Source organism: Paracoccus sp. (in: a-proteobacteria) (assembly GCF_046462195.1).
In the GTDB taxonomy this organism is placed as follows: domain Bacteria; phylum Pseudomonadota; class Alphaproteobacteria; order Rhodobacterales; family Rhodobacteraceae; genus Paracoccus.
In genome coordinates, this window is the sequence record NZ_JBKGUN010000136.1 from 1 (window position 1) to 14327 (window position 14327).

Sequence of the window (14327 nt, forward strand, 5' to 3'; positions counted from 1 at the left end):
GCCCAAGAACCCCGTGGTGTAGTCCTTTGCCGTCCTGTCGGACCGCGGGCATGTCGCGCTGTTTGCCGATCCGGCCAAGTTCGACAACAGCCTGCGCGCCCATCTGGGCAACGAGGTCACGATCCTGCCACATGACGCGCTGTCCGCCGCCCTGACCGATCTCGAAGGCCCGGTGCGCCTTGACCCAGCCAGCGCACCCGAGGCTGCCTTTCGCATTCTGGAAGCGGCCGAAACAGCCATCGCCCGTGGTCCCGATCCGGCCGTTCTGCCCAAGGCGCGCAAGAACGCGGCGGAACTGGCAGGCATGCGCGCGGCCCACCATCGCGATGGTGTTGCGATGGTTCGGCTTCTGGCTTGGCTGGATGCGCAGGACCCGGAAACCCTGACCGAGATTGATGTGGTTCGTCGGCTGGAGGACTTGCGCCGGCAGGCAGGCATCCTCGACATCAGCTTCGACACGATCATGGGTGCGGGGCCCAACGGAGCCATTGTTCATTACCGAGTGACCGAGGCCACGAACCGGCGCCTGGCCGCAGGGGACCTGCTGCTGATCGATTCGGGCGGGCAATATGCGGATGGCACGACCGACATCACCCGGACCATTGCCCTGGGTGACCCACGCGAGGATGCCATTGCCCCCTTCACCGCCGTCCTGCGCGGCATGATCGCACTGTCACGTGCACGCTTTCCCAAGGGCGTGGCCGGTGGACACTTGGACGCGCTGGCGCGCCAGTTCCTCTGGTCGCAAGGCCTCGACTTTGATCATGGGACCGGCCATGGCGTCGGCGCGGCGCTTTGCGTGCATGAAGGGCCGGTGCGGATCAGCCGCGTCAGCGACATTACGTTGGAAAGCGGCATGATCCTGTCGAACGAGCCCGGCTATTACCTCGAGGGCAGCTTCGGCATCCGGATCGAGAACCTGATCGTCGTGGCCGAGGCCGATGCTGAACCCGGCCGCCAGATGCTGGGCTTCGAGACGCTGACACTCTGCCCCATCGACCGTCGCCTGATCGACCTGAGCGCGCTTTCTATCGAGGAAAGGGCGTGGATCGACGATTATCATGCGCAGGTGCGCGAGGCCTTGCTGCCAGAACTGGCCTCGCCGGAACAGGACTGGCTGAGGGGCGCGACGGCACCGTTGGGCTAGGGATCCGGGGAGTGCGGGGGGCAGGCAGCCCCCCGCTGTCGCGGGACGCAACAGCCCGACCACTGTCAAAGGGCGTTCAGGATCCGTTCGGCTTCCTGCCGGCATGGGGCCAGACTGGACCGCTCTTCACCCGGATAGAACCGGGCGCGGACGGCTGTGGGCATCGGGGCCGGCGCATCAACGACAACGCGCGGCCCCGTGTTGACCGTTTCTGCCTGCCAACTGCGTGCCAGAGCGATCTGGGCCGCCTTTGTCGCCCCGTATGCTCCAAAGAACTTCTCGCCCGCCTTGGCGTCGTCGAAAAACAGGGCCGTCCCCTGGCGCAGACGCAGCAGTGGCTCCAGCAGCGCGATCAGGCCGCGTGTCACCTCGATGTTCAGCAGCACCGATTTCGCCCAATCCCGCGCCTCGATATGCGGTGCGGGGGCCATGGGGGCCGCATGCACGGCGCAATGCGCCCAAAGATCCAACCCGCCCCACCGGCCATGGATCGCCTCGACCATCTGCTGCATCGCCGCCGGCTCGGTGACATCCATCGGCGCCAGCGTCGCTTGCCCGCCCGCCTTGCGGATGCGGTCGTCCAGCTCCTCCAGCCCGCCCACGGTCCGGGCCACCGCCAGAACGTGATAGCCGCGCCCCGCAAGCCCTTCAGCCAACGCCGCGCCCAATCCACGGGAAGCTCCCGTCACCAGCGCCAGCTTGGGCGCTCCTGCCTGATCATGCTCACTCATGTCCGATCCCTTGCCACCCTGCCGGTCGCCGCGCAAGTCCCCCTGCGGAGAAACGAAAATGGGGCCCCCGAAGGGACCCCGCATGCAAAGACTGGGCAGACGATCAGCGGCTGTTCAGATCGACGTAGTCACGCTTGCCGCTGCCGACATACAGCTGGCGGGGGCGGCCGATCTTGTTCTGCGGATCGCCGATCATTTCCTTCCACTGGGCGATCCAGCCCACCGTGCGCGACAGCGCGAAGATCGGCGTGAACATCGAGGTCGGGAAGCCCATCGCTTCGAGGATGATGCCCGAATAGAAGTCCACGTTCGGATAAAGCTTCTTCTCGATGAAGTACTCGTCCTCCAGCGCGATCTTCTCCAGTTCCTTCGCGACCTGAAGCGTCGGGTTGTCTCCGATGCCCAGCAGGTCCAGAACCTCGTCGGCGGACTCCTTCATGACCGTCGCGCGGGGATCGAAGTTCTTGTAGACCCGGTGACCGAAGCCCATCAGCTTGAACGGATCGCTCTTGTCTTTGGCGCGGGCGATGAACTCGGGGATGCGGTCCACGGTCCCGATCTCGCGCAGCATCTCCAGACAGGCCTGGTTGGCGCCCCCATGTGCAGGTCCCCAGAGGCAGGCCGTTCCGGCCGCGATGCAGGCGAACGGGTTGGCCCCCGATGATCCCGCCAGACGCACGGTCGAGGTCGATGCGTTCTGCTCATGATCGGCATGTAGCGTGAAGATCCGGTCCATGGCGCGGGCCAGTGCCGGATTGACCTCGTATTTCTCGGCGGGGACCGAAAAGCACATGTTGAGGAAGTTCGACGCGTAATCCAGTTCGTTGTTCGGATACACGAAGGGCTGCCCGATCGAATACTTGTAGGCCATGGCCGCAATGGTGGGCACCTTGGCGATCAGCCGGATCGCCGCGACCTCACGCTGCCATGGGTCGTTGATGTCCGTGGAGTCGTGGTAAAAGGCTGACATGGCCCCGATCACGCCGACCATCGTGGCCATCGGATGCGCATCGCGACGGAAGCCGCGGAAGAAGTTGTGCATCTGCTCATGCACCATCGTGTGGCGCGTGACGCGTGCCTCGAAATCCTTCATCTGCGCGGGGGTTGGCAGTTCCCCGTACAGCAGCAGGTAGCAGACCTCGAGATAATTGGACTGCGCCGCCAACTGCTCGATCGGATAGCCGCGATACCACAACTCGCCCTTGTCGCCATCAATGAAGGTGATGGTCGAGTCGCAGCTGGCCGTCGAGGTGAAGCCGGGGTCATAGGTGAAGACGTCCGCCTGGCCATACAGCTTGCGGATGTCCAGCACGTCCGGACCCTGGGTGGGGCTGAGGACGGGCAGGTCATAGTCCTTGTCGTCAATTCGCAACGTGGCGGTCTTGTCGGCCATCATGGCGTCCTTTCCGGCTTGGGCCGAGCGATCCGTCGTGATGTTCGTCAGACGGCTCCGGCATGTGAGGGCAGGCTTCAGCCTGCCAAATCGGTCTGGTCCTGAAGCCGGGCCAGAGTTTCCTCGCGGCCAAGCGCATTCATCATGTCGAACACACTGGGGGTGGCGCTTGTCCCGGCCAGGGCGGCCCGAAGCGGTGCCGCGATCTTGCCCAGCCCGAGGCCGTTTTCCTGGGCCACCTGCTTGGCTGCCTCCTCCAGATGGTCTCGCGACCAGCTAGCATTCTGCAGTGCAGCAGTCAATGTGGCCAGCATACCACGGGATACCGTATCAAGGTTCCGGGACGCCTTGTCGTCCAAGGGCACCGGACGTTCGATCATGGCGAAACGGGCCTGATCCAGCAGCGCAGGCAGGGTTCTGGCCTTCTCCTTCAGGGCTCCCATGGCCGCCAGGATGCGCTGACACTGAACCTCGCCCAGCGCCGGCGCCCCGGTTTCCGTCAGGTAATCCTGCAGCGCGGCCAGCACATCCTCGTCGGCCATGGTGCCGATGTGGTGACCGCTGACATGCTCCAGCTTCTTGAAGTCCAGCCGGGCGGGGGCCCGTCCGATGCCCGACAGATCGAACCATTCGCGCGCCTGCGCGTCGTTGAACAACTCGTCGTCGCCATGGCTCCATCCAAGCCGCGCCAGATAGTTGCGCATGGCCGCGGGCGGATAGCCCAGCGCCGCAAACTCGTGAAGACCGACGGCACCATGACGCTTGGACAGCTTCTTGCCGTCCTCGCCGTGGATCAGGGGAATATGGGCAAAGACCGGACGGTCCCAGCCCATCGCGTCATAGATCTGGATCTGGCGGGCAGTGTTGGTCAGGTGGTCGTCGCCCCGGATCACATGGGTCACCCCCATGTCGTGATCGTCCACCACCACGGCCAGCATGTAGGTGGGCGTCCCGTCGCTGCGCAGCAGCACCATGTCGTCCAACTGGTCGTTGGCGACACGCACCTCGCCCTGCACCTGATCGTCGATCAGCGTTTCGCCCGCGCGCGGGGCCTTCAGGCGGATGGCGAAGGGCGCATCCGGCAGATCGGCGGCATCGCGCCACGGGCTGACAAAGGGCTGGCGCGGGTTCGCTTCCCGCCAGGCCGCGATCTCGTCCGTGGTCGAGAAGCACTTGTAGGCCGTGCCGTTCTCCAGCATCTGGCACGCCACCTCGGCATGACGGTCCTTGCGGGCGAACTGGCTGATCGGCTCGCCGTCCCAGTCCAGCCCCAGCCATTCCAGCCCTTTCAGGATCGCGGCCGTTGCCTCGGGGGTAGAGCGCGCCCGGTCCGTGTCCTCGATCCGCAGCAGGAACTTGCCGCCCCGCCCGCGCGCGTAAAGCCAGTTGAACAGCGCCGTCCGCGCCCCCCCGATATGCAGATAGCCGGTCGGCGAGGGGGCAAAGCGGGTGACGACGGGGGTCTGGGACATGGCGGCCTTCGGCAAAAGTCGTGATGTGGCAAGGCCGTCGGGCGTTAACGCTTTGCTAACGCCTGCCGTGCCACCTTGTGCGCAAGTGATAGTCAACGGGTTCGGAAAGGACAAGGATGTTGCCCCAATCGGGTGCGGCGGCGGCAGCCATGCCCCAAGGCCTTCCTAGATCAGCCGTTGCCGCGCCTGTCGCGCGTCCCCGCCCGCCCACGGCGATCAGGGCGGGGCTCTTGCCATGGGTGCCGGTCTGCCTATCCGCAGGCATCGGCCTGTGGTTCCTGCGGCCGACCATTCCGGGATGGTTCGGATGGACAGTGTTGGGCATGGTCCTGCTGATCGCATTCGCCCTGTCACGCGCCGTGCCGCGATGGGCGGAACGTGGCCATCTCGGTTGGGCTGCCGCCGATGCTGTCCATCTGGCGGCACTGGCCTTGTGCTTCGTGGCGGCGGGTGCGGGTTTGGCCGCCCTGCGCGCAAGCCATGTCGCGGCCCCGGTGCTGGAATGGCGTTACTATGGACCTATCGAAGGACGCGTGATCCAGATCGACCGCTCCGGCCGCGACCGGATGCGCCTGACACTGGACCAGGTGCAGTTGCGCGACACGGCGCCCGACCGTACACCGCTGCGCGTTCGGCTGTCGCTGATGGGCGACGATGCGCTGCCACCCTTGGGCCAGCGCGTGATGATGACCGGCCATCTGGGGCCGCCGCCATCCCCCTCCTCGCCCGGCAGCTTCGATTTCCGCATGCATGCCTGGTTCGACAGCCTGGGCGCGGTGGGTTATTCCCGCACGCCCATCATGGCTGTCGCGGCTCCCGAAGGCGGGATGTGGTGGATGCACCGTGCCCGCATGTCGATCAGCACGGCCATCCAGGAGCGCATCGGCGGGCAGGCCGGCGCGGTCGCCTCGGCCCTGACGACGGGCGACCGGTCCGGCATCTCGGAGGCCACGAACGACATGATGCGCGCCTCGAACCTTTACCACATCATCTCGATCTCGGGGCTGCACATGGGCATGCTGGCGGGGTTCGTTTACACGGCGGTGCGGCTGGCCTTGGTACTGGTGCAGGCGGCAGGGGCGGGTCTGGGCCGTCCCCTGCACAAGGTCGCGGCAGGCGTCGCCCTGGCCGCGGCGGCGGCCTATCTGTGGCTGTCGGGCGGCGGTGTCGCGACCGAGCGCGCCTTCATCATGGTCAGCGTGATGCTCTGCGCGATCATGGTCGACCGGCGCGCCGTTTCGCTGCGGACGGTGGCGCTGGCTGCAACGATCATCCTGATCTACAGCCCCGAGGCCGTGACCGGGGCCGGTTTCCAGATGAGCTTTGCCGCCACGATCGCGCTGATCCTGATCTATGGTCCCTGGGCACGTGTCTCCCCCCGGCTGCCCTTCTGGATCAGGCCGGTGGCAATGCTGATCGTCTCGTCGCTGGTGGCGGCGATCTCGACCTCGCCGATCGCTGCGGCGCATTTCAACCGCATGGCGCAATACGGGCTGCTGGCCAACCTGCTGGCGGTGCCGATCATGGGAACGCTGGTGATGCCGGCAGGCGTCATCGGCGCCCTGCTGGCCCCTTTCGGTCTGGAAGCGCCTGCCCTGTGGGTCATGGGGATCGGCACCGAATGGATGCTGTGGGTCGCGGACTTCGTGGCCGGGCTGAATGGCGCCGTCACGGCTGTCAGGAAGCCCCCGGCCGCCATTGTTCCCTTGATGGGGTTCGGCGCCTCGCTGGCGATCCTGTGCTGGCGGCCGGGATTGCGCCGCCTGCCCGTGCTGGGAACGGGCTTTGGCGCCGGCCTGTCGCTGCTGGCGGTTGCTGCGGCGCTGTGGGCGCTGGACCGTCGCCCGCTGCTGTTGATCGCGCCCGAAGGCGAAGCGGTCGGATTGATGACGCCTGCAGGGCGTGCCGTCTCGAAACCTTCGGGTGGAGCCTTTGTCATCTCGACCTGGTTGCAGGAAGATGGCGACATGGCGGATCAGAAGGCGTCGGCTGCCCGCCCCGCATGGGCGGGGGACAGGCGCGACCGTTGGGCGGACCTGCCCCATGGCTGGCAGGTCTGGCACCTGACAGGCAAGGGCGCGGGCGAACGCGCGCAGGCCGCGTGCCGCACCGGTCGCATCGTGGTCGCAAGCGAACCGGTCGCATTGCCGCCCCCTGCCCCTTGCCTGATCCTGGACCCCGAGCGCCTGCGCGCCCTGGGTGCCGTCACGATCGAAATGTCGGCAAGCGGGCCGTTGATCCTGCAGTCCGCCCCCATGCGGCTGCGAGCCGGCACGCGCTAAGGATACGTCAGCCGCGCCCCCCGTCGCCGCGACAAGGGTGCGACCCGGAACCCGGCAAAAGCAGCGCCCCGGTTGTCCCGCCGGCAGAGCCTGCGTCCCCGGCCATGCCCGACCCGCAAAAACCAGTGACGCCCGGGATCGGCAAGGACATCATGACGTGCCGGAGACCCGAACGGAGGCCGCACATACCGATCCATCCGTTCATGCAACCTGTCAGGCAACCTCGGCAAAGACCTTGCCCAGCGCCTTGTCCAGCTTGTCGAACATCTCGTCCATCTGCGCCTCGGTCAGGATGAAGGGCGGGCAGAGCACGATCGCCTGGCCCAGCGGACGGCAGATCAGCCCCATGTCGGTGCAAGTGTTGGCGATGCGTTCGCTGACGGACAGATGCCCTTCGAACGGGGTCTTGGTGGCCTTGTCGCGCACGGCCTCCAGCGCCCACATGAAGCCCACGCCGCGATATTCGCCGATGTTGGGGTTCTGCGCCAGGTGTCGCAGCCCGTCCTCGAAGCGCGGCGCAAGGTCGATGACGTTCTGCGCCAGCCCCTCGTTCATCACCACGTCGATCGCCTTCAGGGCGATGGCGCAGCCGACCGGGTGACCGGAGGCGGTGAAGCCGTGCGGAAATTCCTCGATCTTCTCGACGGCTGCCTGCACGCGGTCGGCCAGTTCCGGGCCCAGGATCACGGCACCCATCGGGAACAGGCCGGCCGTCAGGTTCTTGGAGCTGATGATCGCGTCCGGCACGAAATCATAAGTCTGACTGCCCCATGTGTTGCCCGTGCGGCCAAAGCCCGTGATCACCTCGTCCGCGATCATCGGAATGCCGTGCTTTTTCAGCACCGGCATGATGGCTTGGAAATAACCTTCCGAGGGCGGAATGACGCCTCCCGCGCCCTGCACGGGCTCTGCAAAGAAACCCGCGATCGTGTCAACACCCTCGCGCTGGATCGTTTCGTCCAACTCGCGCGCCAGGCGCTGGGTGAACTGGACTTCTGTTTCCCCCTCTTCGCCATAGCGCCAGAAATGCGGGCAGGTCAGGTGGATGAAGCCCGGCAGCGGCAGGCCGAAGACCTCGTTGTAAGGCTTGCCGGTCATGCTGGCCGATACCGCCGTCACGCCGTGATAGGCGTTCCAGCGCGTCAGGATCTTGCGCTTCTGGGGGTTGCCTTCGGACGCGTGCAGGAACCACAGCATCTTGACCATGGTGTCGTTCGCCTCGGAGCCCGAGTTGGTGTAGAACACCTTGCCGCGCGAAAAGGGTGACACCTCGACCAGCTTTTCCGACAGCATCACCGTCTGGTCGGACATGCGGCCGAAGAAGGCGTGATAACCCGGAAAGCGGTCGTACTGGGCCTTGGCAGCCTCGGCCAGACCCTTGTGGTCAAAGCCTGCCACCATGTTCCACAGGCCGGAATTGGCATCCAGATAACGGTTGCCGTTGACGTCGACAACATAGGGCCCTTCGCCATGGGTCAGCACCACGGCGCCGCGCTTATGGACGCTCGGCAGGTCGGTGAACCCGTAAAGCGAAAATTCGTCGGCGCGGGCCTCCCAGCTTTGCGGGGTCGTCATCATCATGCTCCTTTGCCTGGTCCCGCGACAGGCTAGCCGCGGTGGCGGGCACGTTCAATGGGCCGCTTTGTCCGCCTACGGCCACAGGCGGATGCAGAGGATTTGAACAACAAGGCAGCGGACGAATGGCATCCGGAATGCTAACCCTTCCCTGCAGGGTCAGAAGCGCCCTTCCATCAGTGCCAGAAGACCGTGTGCCTCCAAGGCCGCGACAGATCCGGCCCTGCCTGCGCCAGAAAGGCGCCTTCCTGTTCCCAGACCGACCCCGGGCCCTGCGCACCGGCCAGCAGAGGCGTGTCCTTCATGAACTATACCGGCTCCCTGGTCTTTACTGGCGACCACCTTGCGCGCACGGCCAGCCAACCGAGCAACTTTCGCAATCCGGGCGATCCTGGCTTCGGAATGGAGGTCAGGGATGCCGCAGCCGTCGGAACCACGGGCGACGTCTACCGGCTGGTCTGGGTCCAGAACCTCAACACCACCGACACGACATTCAGGAACGGTCAGTTCTGGGAGATCCAGAAATATGACCCTTCTCAGGATCCCGGCGGCGACCCATACAGGAACGGCGCAGGCTGGCCGCAACCGGGCACAAGCCCGACCTTTGCGCGCCTCGTTCCCAAGAATGATCTGGTGGCAGGCATGGGCGCGGGGCCGGACCACATCGTTCTGGAAAACCAGGGCAGCGGGGGCCATCTGATCCTGGACCTGTCGCGCAGCTTCGCGGCGCAGCCCACGACGCTGTTCTATCCCGGCCCCCCTCGGGGGCAGCTGGGTTTCGACCGGTTCGTCGCGCCGGAACCGGTTCAAACCGCGAACTGCTTCACGCCGGGAACGCGGATCGAAACGCCGAAGGGTCCCTGCGCCATCGAGACACTCGTTGCGGGCGATCTTGTTGTGACCATCGACAACGGGCCGCAACCCATCCGATGGATCGGCAGGCGCCTGATCCCCGCCCTAACGGACAGGAACGTCCACCTGCGCCCGATCCGCATCGCCGCCGGTGCCTTGGGGCCCCATGTCCCGCAGACCGCCCTGACCGTTTCGCCACAGCATCGCGTCCTGATCCGCTCAGCCTTCGCCCAAGACATCTTCGGGGTGCCCGAGATTCTTGCGGCGGCCAAGCAACTGGTTGCGGTGCCGGGCATCGACGTGGCTGATGATGCCACCGAAGTCACCTATATCCACATGCTGCTGCAGCGGCACGAGCTTGTGCTGTCAAATGGTGCGGTCACGGAAACCATGTATGCGGGCCCCGAAGCGCTGAAGGCCTATGGTCCTGTCGCACGGAACGAGATCATGCGCCTGGCCGGCCTTGATTCCTCCGATGCAAGACTGCCAAAGGTCCGGCCGACCCCTCGGGGCGGACAGGCGCGGCGTCTGGCGCAGCTTCACGTGCGAGAAGGGGTTCCGCTGGTCCTGAACCTGCCGGAACCTGTGCTTGCAGGATCGTGACGGGAGGTATCGGTCGGCCCGCCTTTCCAATGACCGGGCTTTCCTGTATCAGCACGCGGATCCCAAGGACCGCATGTCATGACCCAGCACGCCCCGGACAAGGCCGCCAAGAAGCTTTTCATCAAGACCTATGGCTGCCAGATGAACGTCTATGACAGCCAGCGCATGGCCGAGGCCATGGGCGCGGAAGGCTATGTCGTGACCGAGGATCAGGCGCAGGCCGACCTGGTCCTGCTGAACACCTGCCATATCCGGGAAAAGGCGGCCGAAAAGCTGTATTCCGATCTGGGCCGGCTGAAACCGCTGAAGGCCGAACGGCCCGACCTGAAGATCGGCGTCGCGGGCTGCGTGGCGCAGGCCGAGGGGGCCGAGATCGTGCGCCGCATGCCGCTGGTCGATCTGGTCGTGGGTCCGCAGACCTATCACCGCCTGCCCGCCATGCTGCGCGGAGAAGCACCGGCAATCCTGACCGACTTTCCCGAAGAGGACAAGTTCGACCACCTGCCCGAACGCCGCGCCACCCGCCGCGCACCCGCAGCCTTTCTGACCGTGCAGGAGGGTTGTGACAAGTTCTGCGCCTTTTGCGTCGTTCCCTATACGCGCGGGGCCGAAGTCAGCCGTCCTGTGGACCGCATCCTGTCCGAGGCGCGTGACCTGGTCGCCCGCGGCGTCCGCGAAATCACGCTGCTGGGCCAGAACGTCAACGGGTGGCACGGGTCCGGTGCGGATGGGGAATGGGGTTTTGGCCGCCTCATCCGTGCGCTGGCTGAAATCGATGGGCTGGACCGCATCCGCTACACCACCAGCCATCCCAACGACATGGGTGATGACCTGATTGCGGCCCATCGCGACATTCCGCAGTTGATGCCCTATCTGCACCTGCCGGTGCAGTCGGGCAGCGACCGTGTGCTGAAGGCGATGAACCGCAAGCACACGGCCGATCAATACCTGCGCCTGATCGATCGCATCCGGGAGGCCCGGCCCGACATCCTGCTGACCAGCGATTTCATCGTGGGCTTTCCCGGCGAAACGGATCAGGACCATCAGGACACGCTGCGCCTGATCGAGCGGGTGGGCTTTGGCACCGCCTTCAGTTTCAAGTATTCGCCCCGTCCCGGCACGCCCGCCTACGACCGTCCCGAGGTTGCGGCCGCCGTGGCCGATGCGCGCCTGCAGGAACTGCAGGCCCTGCTGACGCGCCAGCAGAAGGCCGTGCAGGAGGGCATGGTCGGACGCACCGTCAACGTCCTTTTCGAAAAGACAGGCCGCGAGGCGGGGCAGATGGTCGGCAAATCGGACCACCTGCATTCGGTCTTTGTCGAGGCGCCGGATGCGCAGATCGGCGATCTGGTCCGGGTGCGGATCCTGAACAGCGCCGCCAACTCGCTTCACGGCGCCTTGATCAGCTGAAAAAGCCGGTCCCCGATGGATGCGCGAACAGGTCGGGGACCGGCCCTCCACGCGGCGCGTGCGTGGAAGCTCTGACGCAGCGTAGGCTGCGAAGATGATGCCGACCCCCCGAGGAATGCGCGAACAGGACGGGGGGCCGGTCTTTCCGCGCTGATGCGCAAGCGCGGAAACCGTGAGGGAGGTTGCTATTCGCCGCCGCCCAATCCGTGGACATAAACAGCCAAGGCACGGATCTCGGCCTCGGACAGCCGGTCGGACCATGCAGGCATCACGCCATAAGGGCCCTGGTCGATGATCCTGACCAGCGTCGCCATTTCCGAACCGTACAGCCAGACGTGGTCGTTCAGCGCAGGCGCGCCCTGCTCGCGGTCACCGCTGCCGTTGTCCTGGTGGCAAGCGGCGCAGTTGTCGGCATAGATGCTGGCACCAGCCAGCGCGCTTTCGGCATCATGCGGCAGGCCCGACAGGGACCGGACGTGATGGGCCACCTGCACGATCTGGCCATGTTCCAGCAATCCGTCGGCACCAAAGCGCGGCATCTCGGAATAACGGGTTTCGGGATCCTTGGGGTCGCGGATGCCGTGCTGCAGCGTCAGGTGGATGTCCGCCAGACTGCCGCCCCACAACCAGCTGTCGTCCAGCAGGTTCGGATAGCCCGCCCCCCCTGCCGCGCCGGCCCCGTGGCATTGCGCACACCAGGTCCGGTAAAGCGCCCCGCCTGCATTGGTGGCATAGCCCACAAGCTGCGGATCGTCGGGAATACCGTCGAGCGGTGCGGCGACCAGTGCCGCCTGGACGGGGGCATTGGCCTGGGCGAAACGGTCGATCTCGGCGGCAACGGCCTTGCGGGTGTTGGTCTGCAGCACCCCTTGCGTCGCCTGCGTGACCAGCGGGATCGCCGGATAGGCCACCATGTAGCCGAAGGCCCAGACGATCGTGGCATAAAAGGTCCACAGCCACCAACGCGGCATCGGGTTGTCGTATTCGGTGATCCCGTCCCATTCATGCCCGGTCGAGGGAACCTCGGCCTTGCCGGTGCCCTTGAGGCCCTTGCGGCGGTGGCTGGGTGCGGCCGGCTTGTCAGGTGCATCGCGCGGCGGGATCGCGCCGGCGATCTTGGCGGCATGATCGGCATCGGCGCTTTGCCGACGCAGACCGATCTGGTTATCACCGCCCTTTTCGGCAGCGCCCTCCGCCGGGTCCCGGGGTGTGTCGGACATCAGCGGTCCTCCTTGTTCTTGTCCGCGGCCGGACGCGTCTCGTTGCGGAAGATGCTTTCGGCGGCGTCCTTCTGGACCCGGCGCGCGCTTGGCCGGAAGACGAAAAGGACCATTCCCACGAAGACCAGCGTCAGCACCACAAGCGCCCAGCTGTCTGCCAGCGCACGAAGAAAGCTGTAAGTGTCCATCATGCGCCTCAGCGATTCGGATCGGGTTCGAAGGTCGAGAAATCGACCATGGTCCCCAGGACCTGCAGATAGGCGATCAAGGCGTCCATCTCGGTCAGCTGAGGCTGGCGGTCAAAGTTGCGGACCTGCGCCCCGGGATAGCGCGACTGCAGCGCGGCCAGATCGCCAAAGGCATCGGCCTGGTTCCGGAAGTCGGCGACCGCATTCTGCACCATGGCATCGTCGTAAGGCACACCCACCGCTCGGTCGGCATGCAGCCGGTCCTGAATGTGATCGGGGCGTATCACCCGGTCCAGCAGGAAGCTGTATTTCGGCATGATCGATTCCGGCACCACCGACTGCGGATCGCGCAGGTGGTCGATGTGCCATTCGTCAGAATAACGGCCGCCGACGCGCGCCAGGTCGGGGCCGGTCCGCTTGGACCCCCACTGGAAGGGGTGGTCGTACATCGACTCGGCCGCCAGGCTGTAATGGCCATAGCGCTCGACCTCGTCGCGCATCGGGCGGATCATCTGGCTGTGGCAGACATAACAGCCCTCGCGGACATAGATGTCGCGCCCGGTCAGCTCCAGCGGCGTGTAGGGGCGAACACCTTCGACCTTCTCGATGGTGTTCTCCAGGTAGAACAGCGGCGTGATCTGCACGATGCCGCCGATGGTGACCACCAGAAAGGAAAGGACCAGCAGCAGCGTGGCGTTTCTTTCGATGATCTTGTGTCGGTCCAGAATGGCCATGATCGGTGTTCCTTATTCGGCCGGAACGGCAGCGGCGGTGGAAGCGGCCATGGGCTGCCGGGCGACGGTCGCCCACAGGTTCCAAGCCATGATGATCGCGCCTGCCAGGTAAAGGACGCCCCCAAGGCCGCGCACGACATACATCGGGAACTTGGCGGCAACGGTGTCGGCAAAGGCGTTGACCAGGAAACCGTTCTGGTCGACCTCGCGCCACATCAGCCCTTCCATGATGCCGGTGACCCACATCGCGCTGGCGTAAAGAACGATCCCGATGGTGGCCAACCAGAAGTGCCAACTGACCAGCGACAGGCTGTACAGGCGGTCGCGGCCCCACAGGCGCGGCGTCAGGTAATAGATGGCGCCGAAGGTGATCATCCCGTTCCAGCCCAGGGCGCCGGAATGGACATGCCCGATGGTCCAGTCGGTATAATGGGACAGGCTGTTGACGGACTTGATCGACATCATCGGGCCTTCGAAGGTGGCCATGCCGTAAAAGCCCACGGCCACCACCATCATGCGAAGGATCGGATCGGTGCGCAGCTTGTCCCAGGCCCCGGACAGGGTCATGAGGCCGTTGATCATCCCCCCCCAGGAGGGCATCCAGAGCATGATCGAGAACACCATCCCCAAGGTCGCGGCCCATTCCGGCAGCGCAGTGTAGTGCAGGTGGTGCGGACCCGCCCAGATGTACAGGAAGATCAGCGCCCAGAAGTGGATGAT

13 protein-coding genes are annotated in these 14327 nt (G+C 65.4%); 4 read left to right on the forward strand and 9 right to left on the reverse strand.

What is annotated here, in order from left to right; genetic code table 11:
- The first annotated feature begins 34 nt into the window (after positions 1-34).
- Positions 35-1147 carry an aminopeptidase family protein P gene (locus tag ACLHHB_RS08890; RefSeq protein WP_410217928.1) on the forward strand — a complete coding sequence of 371 codons (1113 nt, stop codon included), beginning with the start codon at positions 35-37 and terminating at the stop codon, positions 1145-1147.
- Positions 1148-1212: 65 nt separating this feature from the next.
- Here the strand turns inward: ACLHHB_RS08890 and ACLHHB_RS08895 are convergent, their stop codons facing one another.
- The 3 genes from ACLHHB_RS08895 to gltX form a co-directional block, all read right to left on the reverse strand.
- On the reverse strand, positions 1213-1878 hold the full coding sequence (locus tag ACLHHB_RS08895) for an SDR family NAD(P)-dependent oxidoreductase (RefSeq protein WP_410217918.1): 666 nt from the start codon (positions 1876-1878) through the stop codon (positions 1213-1215).
- Between the two features lie 103 nt (positions 1879-1981).
- Positions 1982-3274: a citrate synthase gene (locus tag ACLHHB_RS08900; RefSeq protein WP_410217919.1), complete on the reverse strand. Its 1293-nt coding sequence runs from the start codon at positions 3272-3274 to the stop codon at positions 1982-1984.
- A gap of 74 nt (positions 3275-3348) precedes the next feature.
- Positions 3349-4743, reverse strand: a complete 1395-nt coding sequence (gene gltX, locus ACLHHB_RS08905; protein ID WP_410217920.1) for a glutamate--tRNA ligase — start codon at positions 4741-4743, stop codon at positions 3349-3351.
- A gap of 116 nt (positions 4744-4859) precedes the next feature.
- Between gltX and ACLHHB_RS08910 the strand changes: the two genes are divergently transcribed.
- Positions 4860-7025, forward strand: a complete 2166-nt coding sequence (locus ACLHHB_RS08910) for a ComEC/Rec2 family competence protein (RefSeq protein WP_410217921.1) — start codon at positions 4860-4862, stop codon at positions 7023-7025.
- A gap of 213 nt (positions 7026-7238) precedes the next feature.
- Here ACLHHB_RS08910 and ACLHHB_RS08915 read toward each other — a convergent pair whose 3' ends face one another.
- Together ACLHHB_RS08915 and ACLHHB_RS08920 are read right to left on the reverse strand one after the other, a co-directional pair.
- Positions 7239-8600, reverse strand: coding sequence for an aminotransferase (locus ACLHHB_RS08915; protein ID WP_410217929.1), 1362 nt, complete (start codon positions 8598-8600; stop codon positions 7239-7241).
- 176 nt (positions 8601-8776) lie between these two features.
- A complete protein-coding gene (locus tag ACLHHB_RS08920) occupies positions 8777-8905 on the reverse strand; it encodes a hypothetical protein (protein ID WP_410217922.1) in 129 nt (42 codons plus the stop codon).
- On the opposite strand from ACLHHB_RS08920, the gene ACLHHB_RS08925 reads away from it, so the two are divergent.
- Together ACLHHB_RS08925 and miaB are read left to right on the forward strand one after the other, a co-directional pair.
- Positions 8904-10055 (forward strand): Hint domain-containing protein, encoded by a 1152-nt coding sequence (locus ACLHHB_RS08925; protein ID WP_410217923.1) that lies wholly within the window; start codon positions 8904-8906, stop codon positions 10053-10055. The genes ACLHHB_RS08920 and ACLHHB_RS08925 overlap by 2 nt on opposite strands.
- Before the next feature lie 78 nt (positions 10056-10133).
- Positions 10134-11465: a tRNA (N6-isopentenyl adenosine(37)-C2)-methylthiotransferase MiaB gene (gene miaB / locus ACLHHB_RS08930; RefSeq protein ID WP_410217924.1), complete on the forward strand. Its 1332-nt coding sequence runs from the start codon at positions 10134-10136 to the stop codon at positions 11463-11465.
- 185 nt (positions 11466-11650) lie between these two features.
- Here the strand turns inward: miaB and ccoP are convergent, their stop codons facing one another.
- From ccoP to ACLHHB_RS08950, 4 genes are all read right to left on the reverse strand, one after another.
- The gene (gene ccoP, locus ACLHHB_RS08935; protein WP_410217925.1) at positions 11651-12685 is read right to left on the reverse strand and encodes a cytochrome-c oxidase, cbb3-type subunit III; all 1035 of its coding nucleotides are present in this window, start codon (positions 12683-12685) and stop codon (positions 11651-11653) included.
- Positions 12685-12873 carry a cbb3-type cytochrome c oxidase subunit 3 gene (locus ACLHHB_RS08940; RefSeq protein ID WP_410217930.1) on the reverse strand — a complete coding sequence of 63 codons (189 nt, stop codon included), beginning with the start codon at positions 12871-12873 and terminating at the stop codon, positions 12685-12687. Before ACLHHB_RS08940 ends, ccoP begins: the two co-directional genes overlap by 1 nt.
- 8 nt (positions 12874-12881) lie before the next feature.
- Complete coding sequence (ccoO, locus tag ACLHHB_RS08945) at positions 12882-13607, reverse strand: cytochrome-c oxidase, cbb3-type subunit II (RefSeq protein WP_410217926.1); 726 nt, start codon at positions 13605-13607, stop codon at positions 12882-12884.
- Positions 13608-13619: 12 nt separating this feature from the next.
- On the reverse strand, positions 13620-14327 hold a 708-nt coding region (locus ACLHHB_RS08950; RefSeq protein ID WP_410217927.1), incomplete at its 5' end, for a cbb3-type cytochrome c oxidase subunit I.

What these genes read in the sequence shown, in the direction of transcription:
- ACLHHB_RS08920 (WP_410217922.1), bottom strand. Translation starts at nt 8,905, where the DNA reads ATGAAGGACACGCCTCTGCTGGCCGGTGCGCAGGGCCCGGGGTCGGTC.
- gltX (WP_410217920.1), bottom strand. Translation starts at nt 4,743, where the DNA reads ATGTCCCAGACCCCCGTCGTCACCCGCTTTGCCCCCTCGCCGACCGGC.
- ccoO (WP_410217926.1), bottom strand. Translation starts at nt 13,607, where the DNA reads ATGGCCATTCTGGACCGACACAAGATCATCGAAAGAAACGCCACGCTG.
- miaB (WP_410217924.1), top strand. Translation starts at nt 10,134, where the DNA reads ATGACCCAGCACGCCCCGGACAAGGCCGCCAAGAAGCTTTTCATCAAG.
- ACLHHB_RS08940 (WP_410217930.1), bottom strand. Translation starts at nt 12,873, where the DNA reads ATGGACACTTACAGCTTTCTTCGTGCGCTGGCAGACAGCTGGGCGCTT.
- ACLHHB_RS08915 (WP_410217929.1), bottom strand. Translation starts at nt 8,600, where the DNA reads ATGACGACCCCGCAAAGCTGGGAGGCCCGCGCCGACGAATTTTCGCTT.
- ACLHHB_RS08910 (WP_410217921.1), top strand. Translation starts at nt 4,860, where the DNA reads ATGTTGCCCCAATCGGGTGCGGCGGCGGCAGCCATGCCCCAAGGCCTT.
- ACLHHB_RS08900 (WP_410217919.1), bottom strand. Translation starts at nt 3,274, where the DNA reads ATGATGGCCGACAAGACCGCCACGTTGCGAATTGACGACAAGGACTAT.
- ACLHHB_RS08925 (WP_410217923.1), top strand. Translation starts at nt 8,904, where the DNA reads ATGAACTATACCGGCTCCCTGGTCTTTACTGGCGACCACCTTGCGCGC.
- ACLHHB_RS08895 (WP_410217918.1), bottom strand. Translation starts at nt 1,878, where the DNA reads ATGAGTGAGCATGATCAGGCAGGAGCGCCCAAGCTGGCGCTGGTGACG.
- ccoP (WP_410217925.1), bottom strand. Translation starts at nt 12,685, where the DNA reads ATGTCCGACACACCCCGGGACCCGGCGGAGGGCGCTGCCGAAAAGGGC.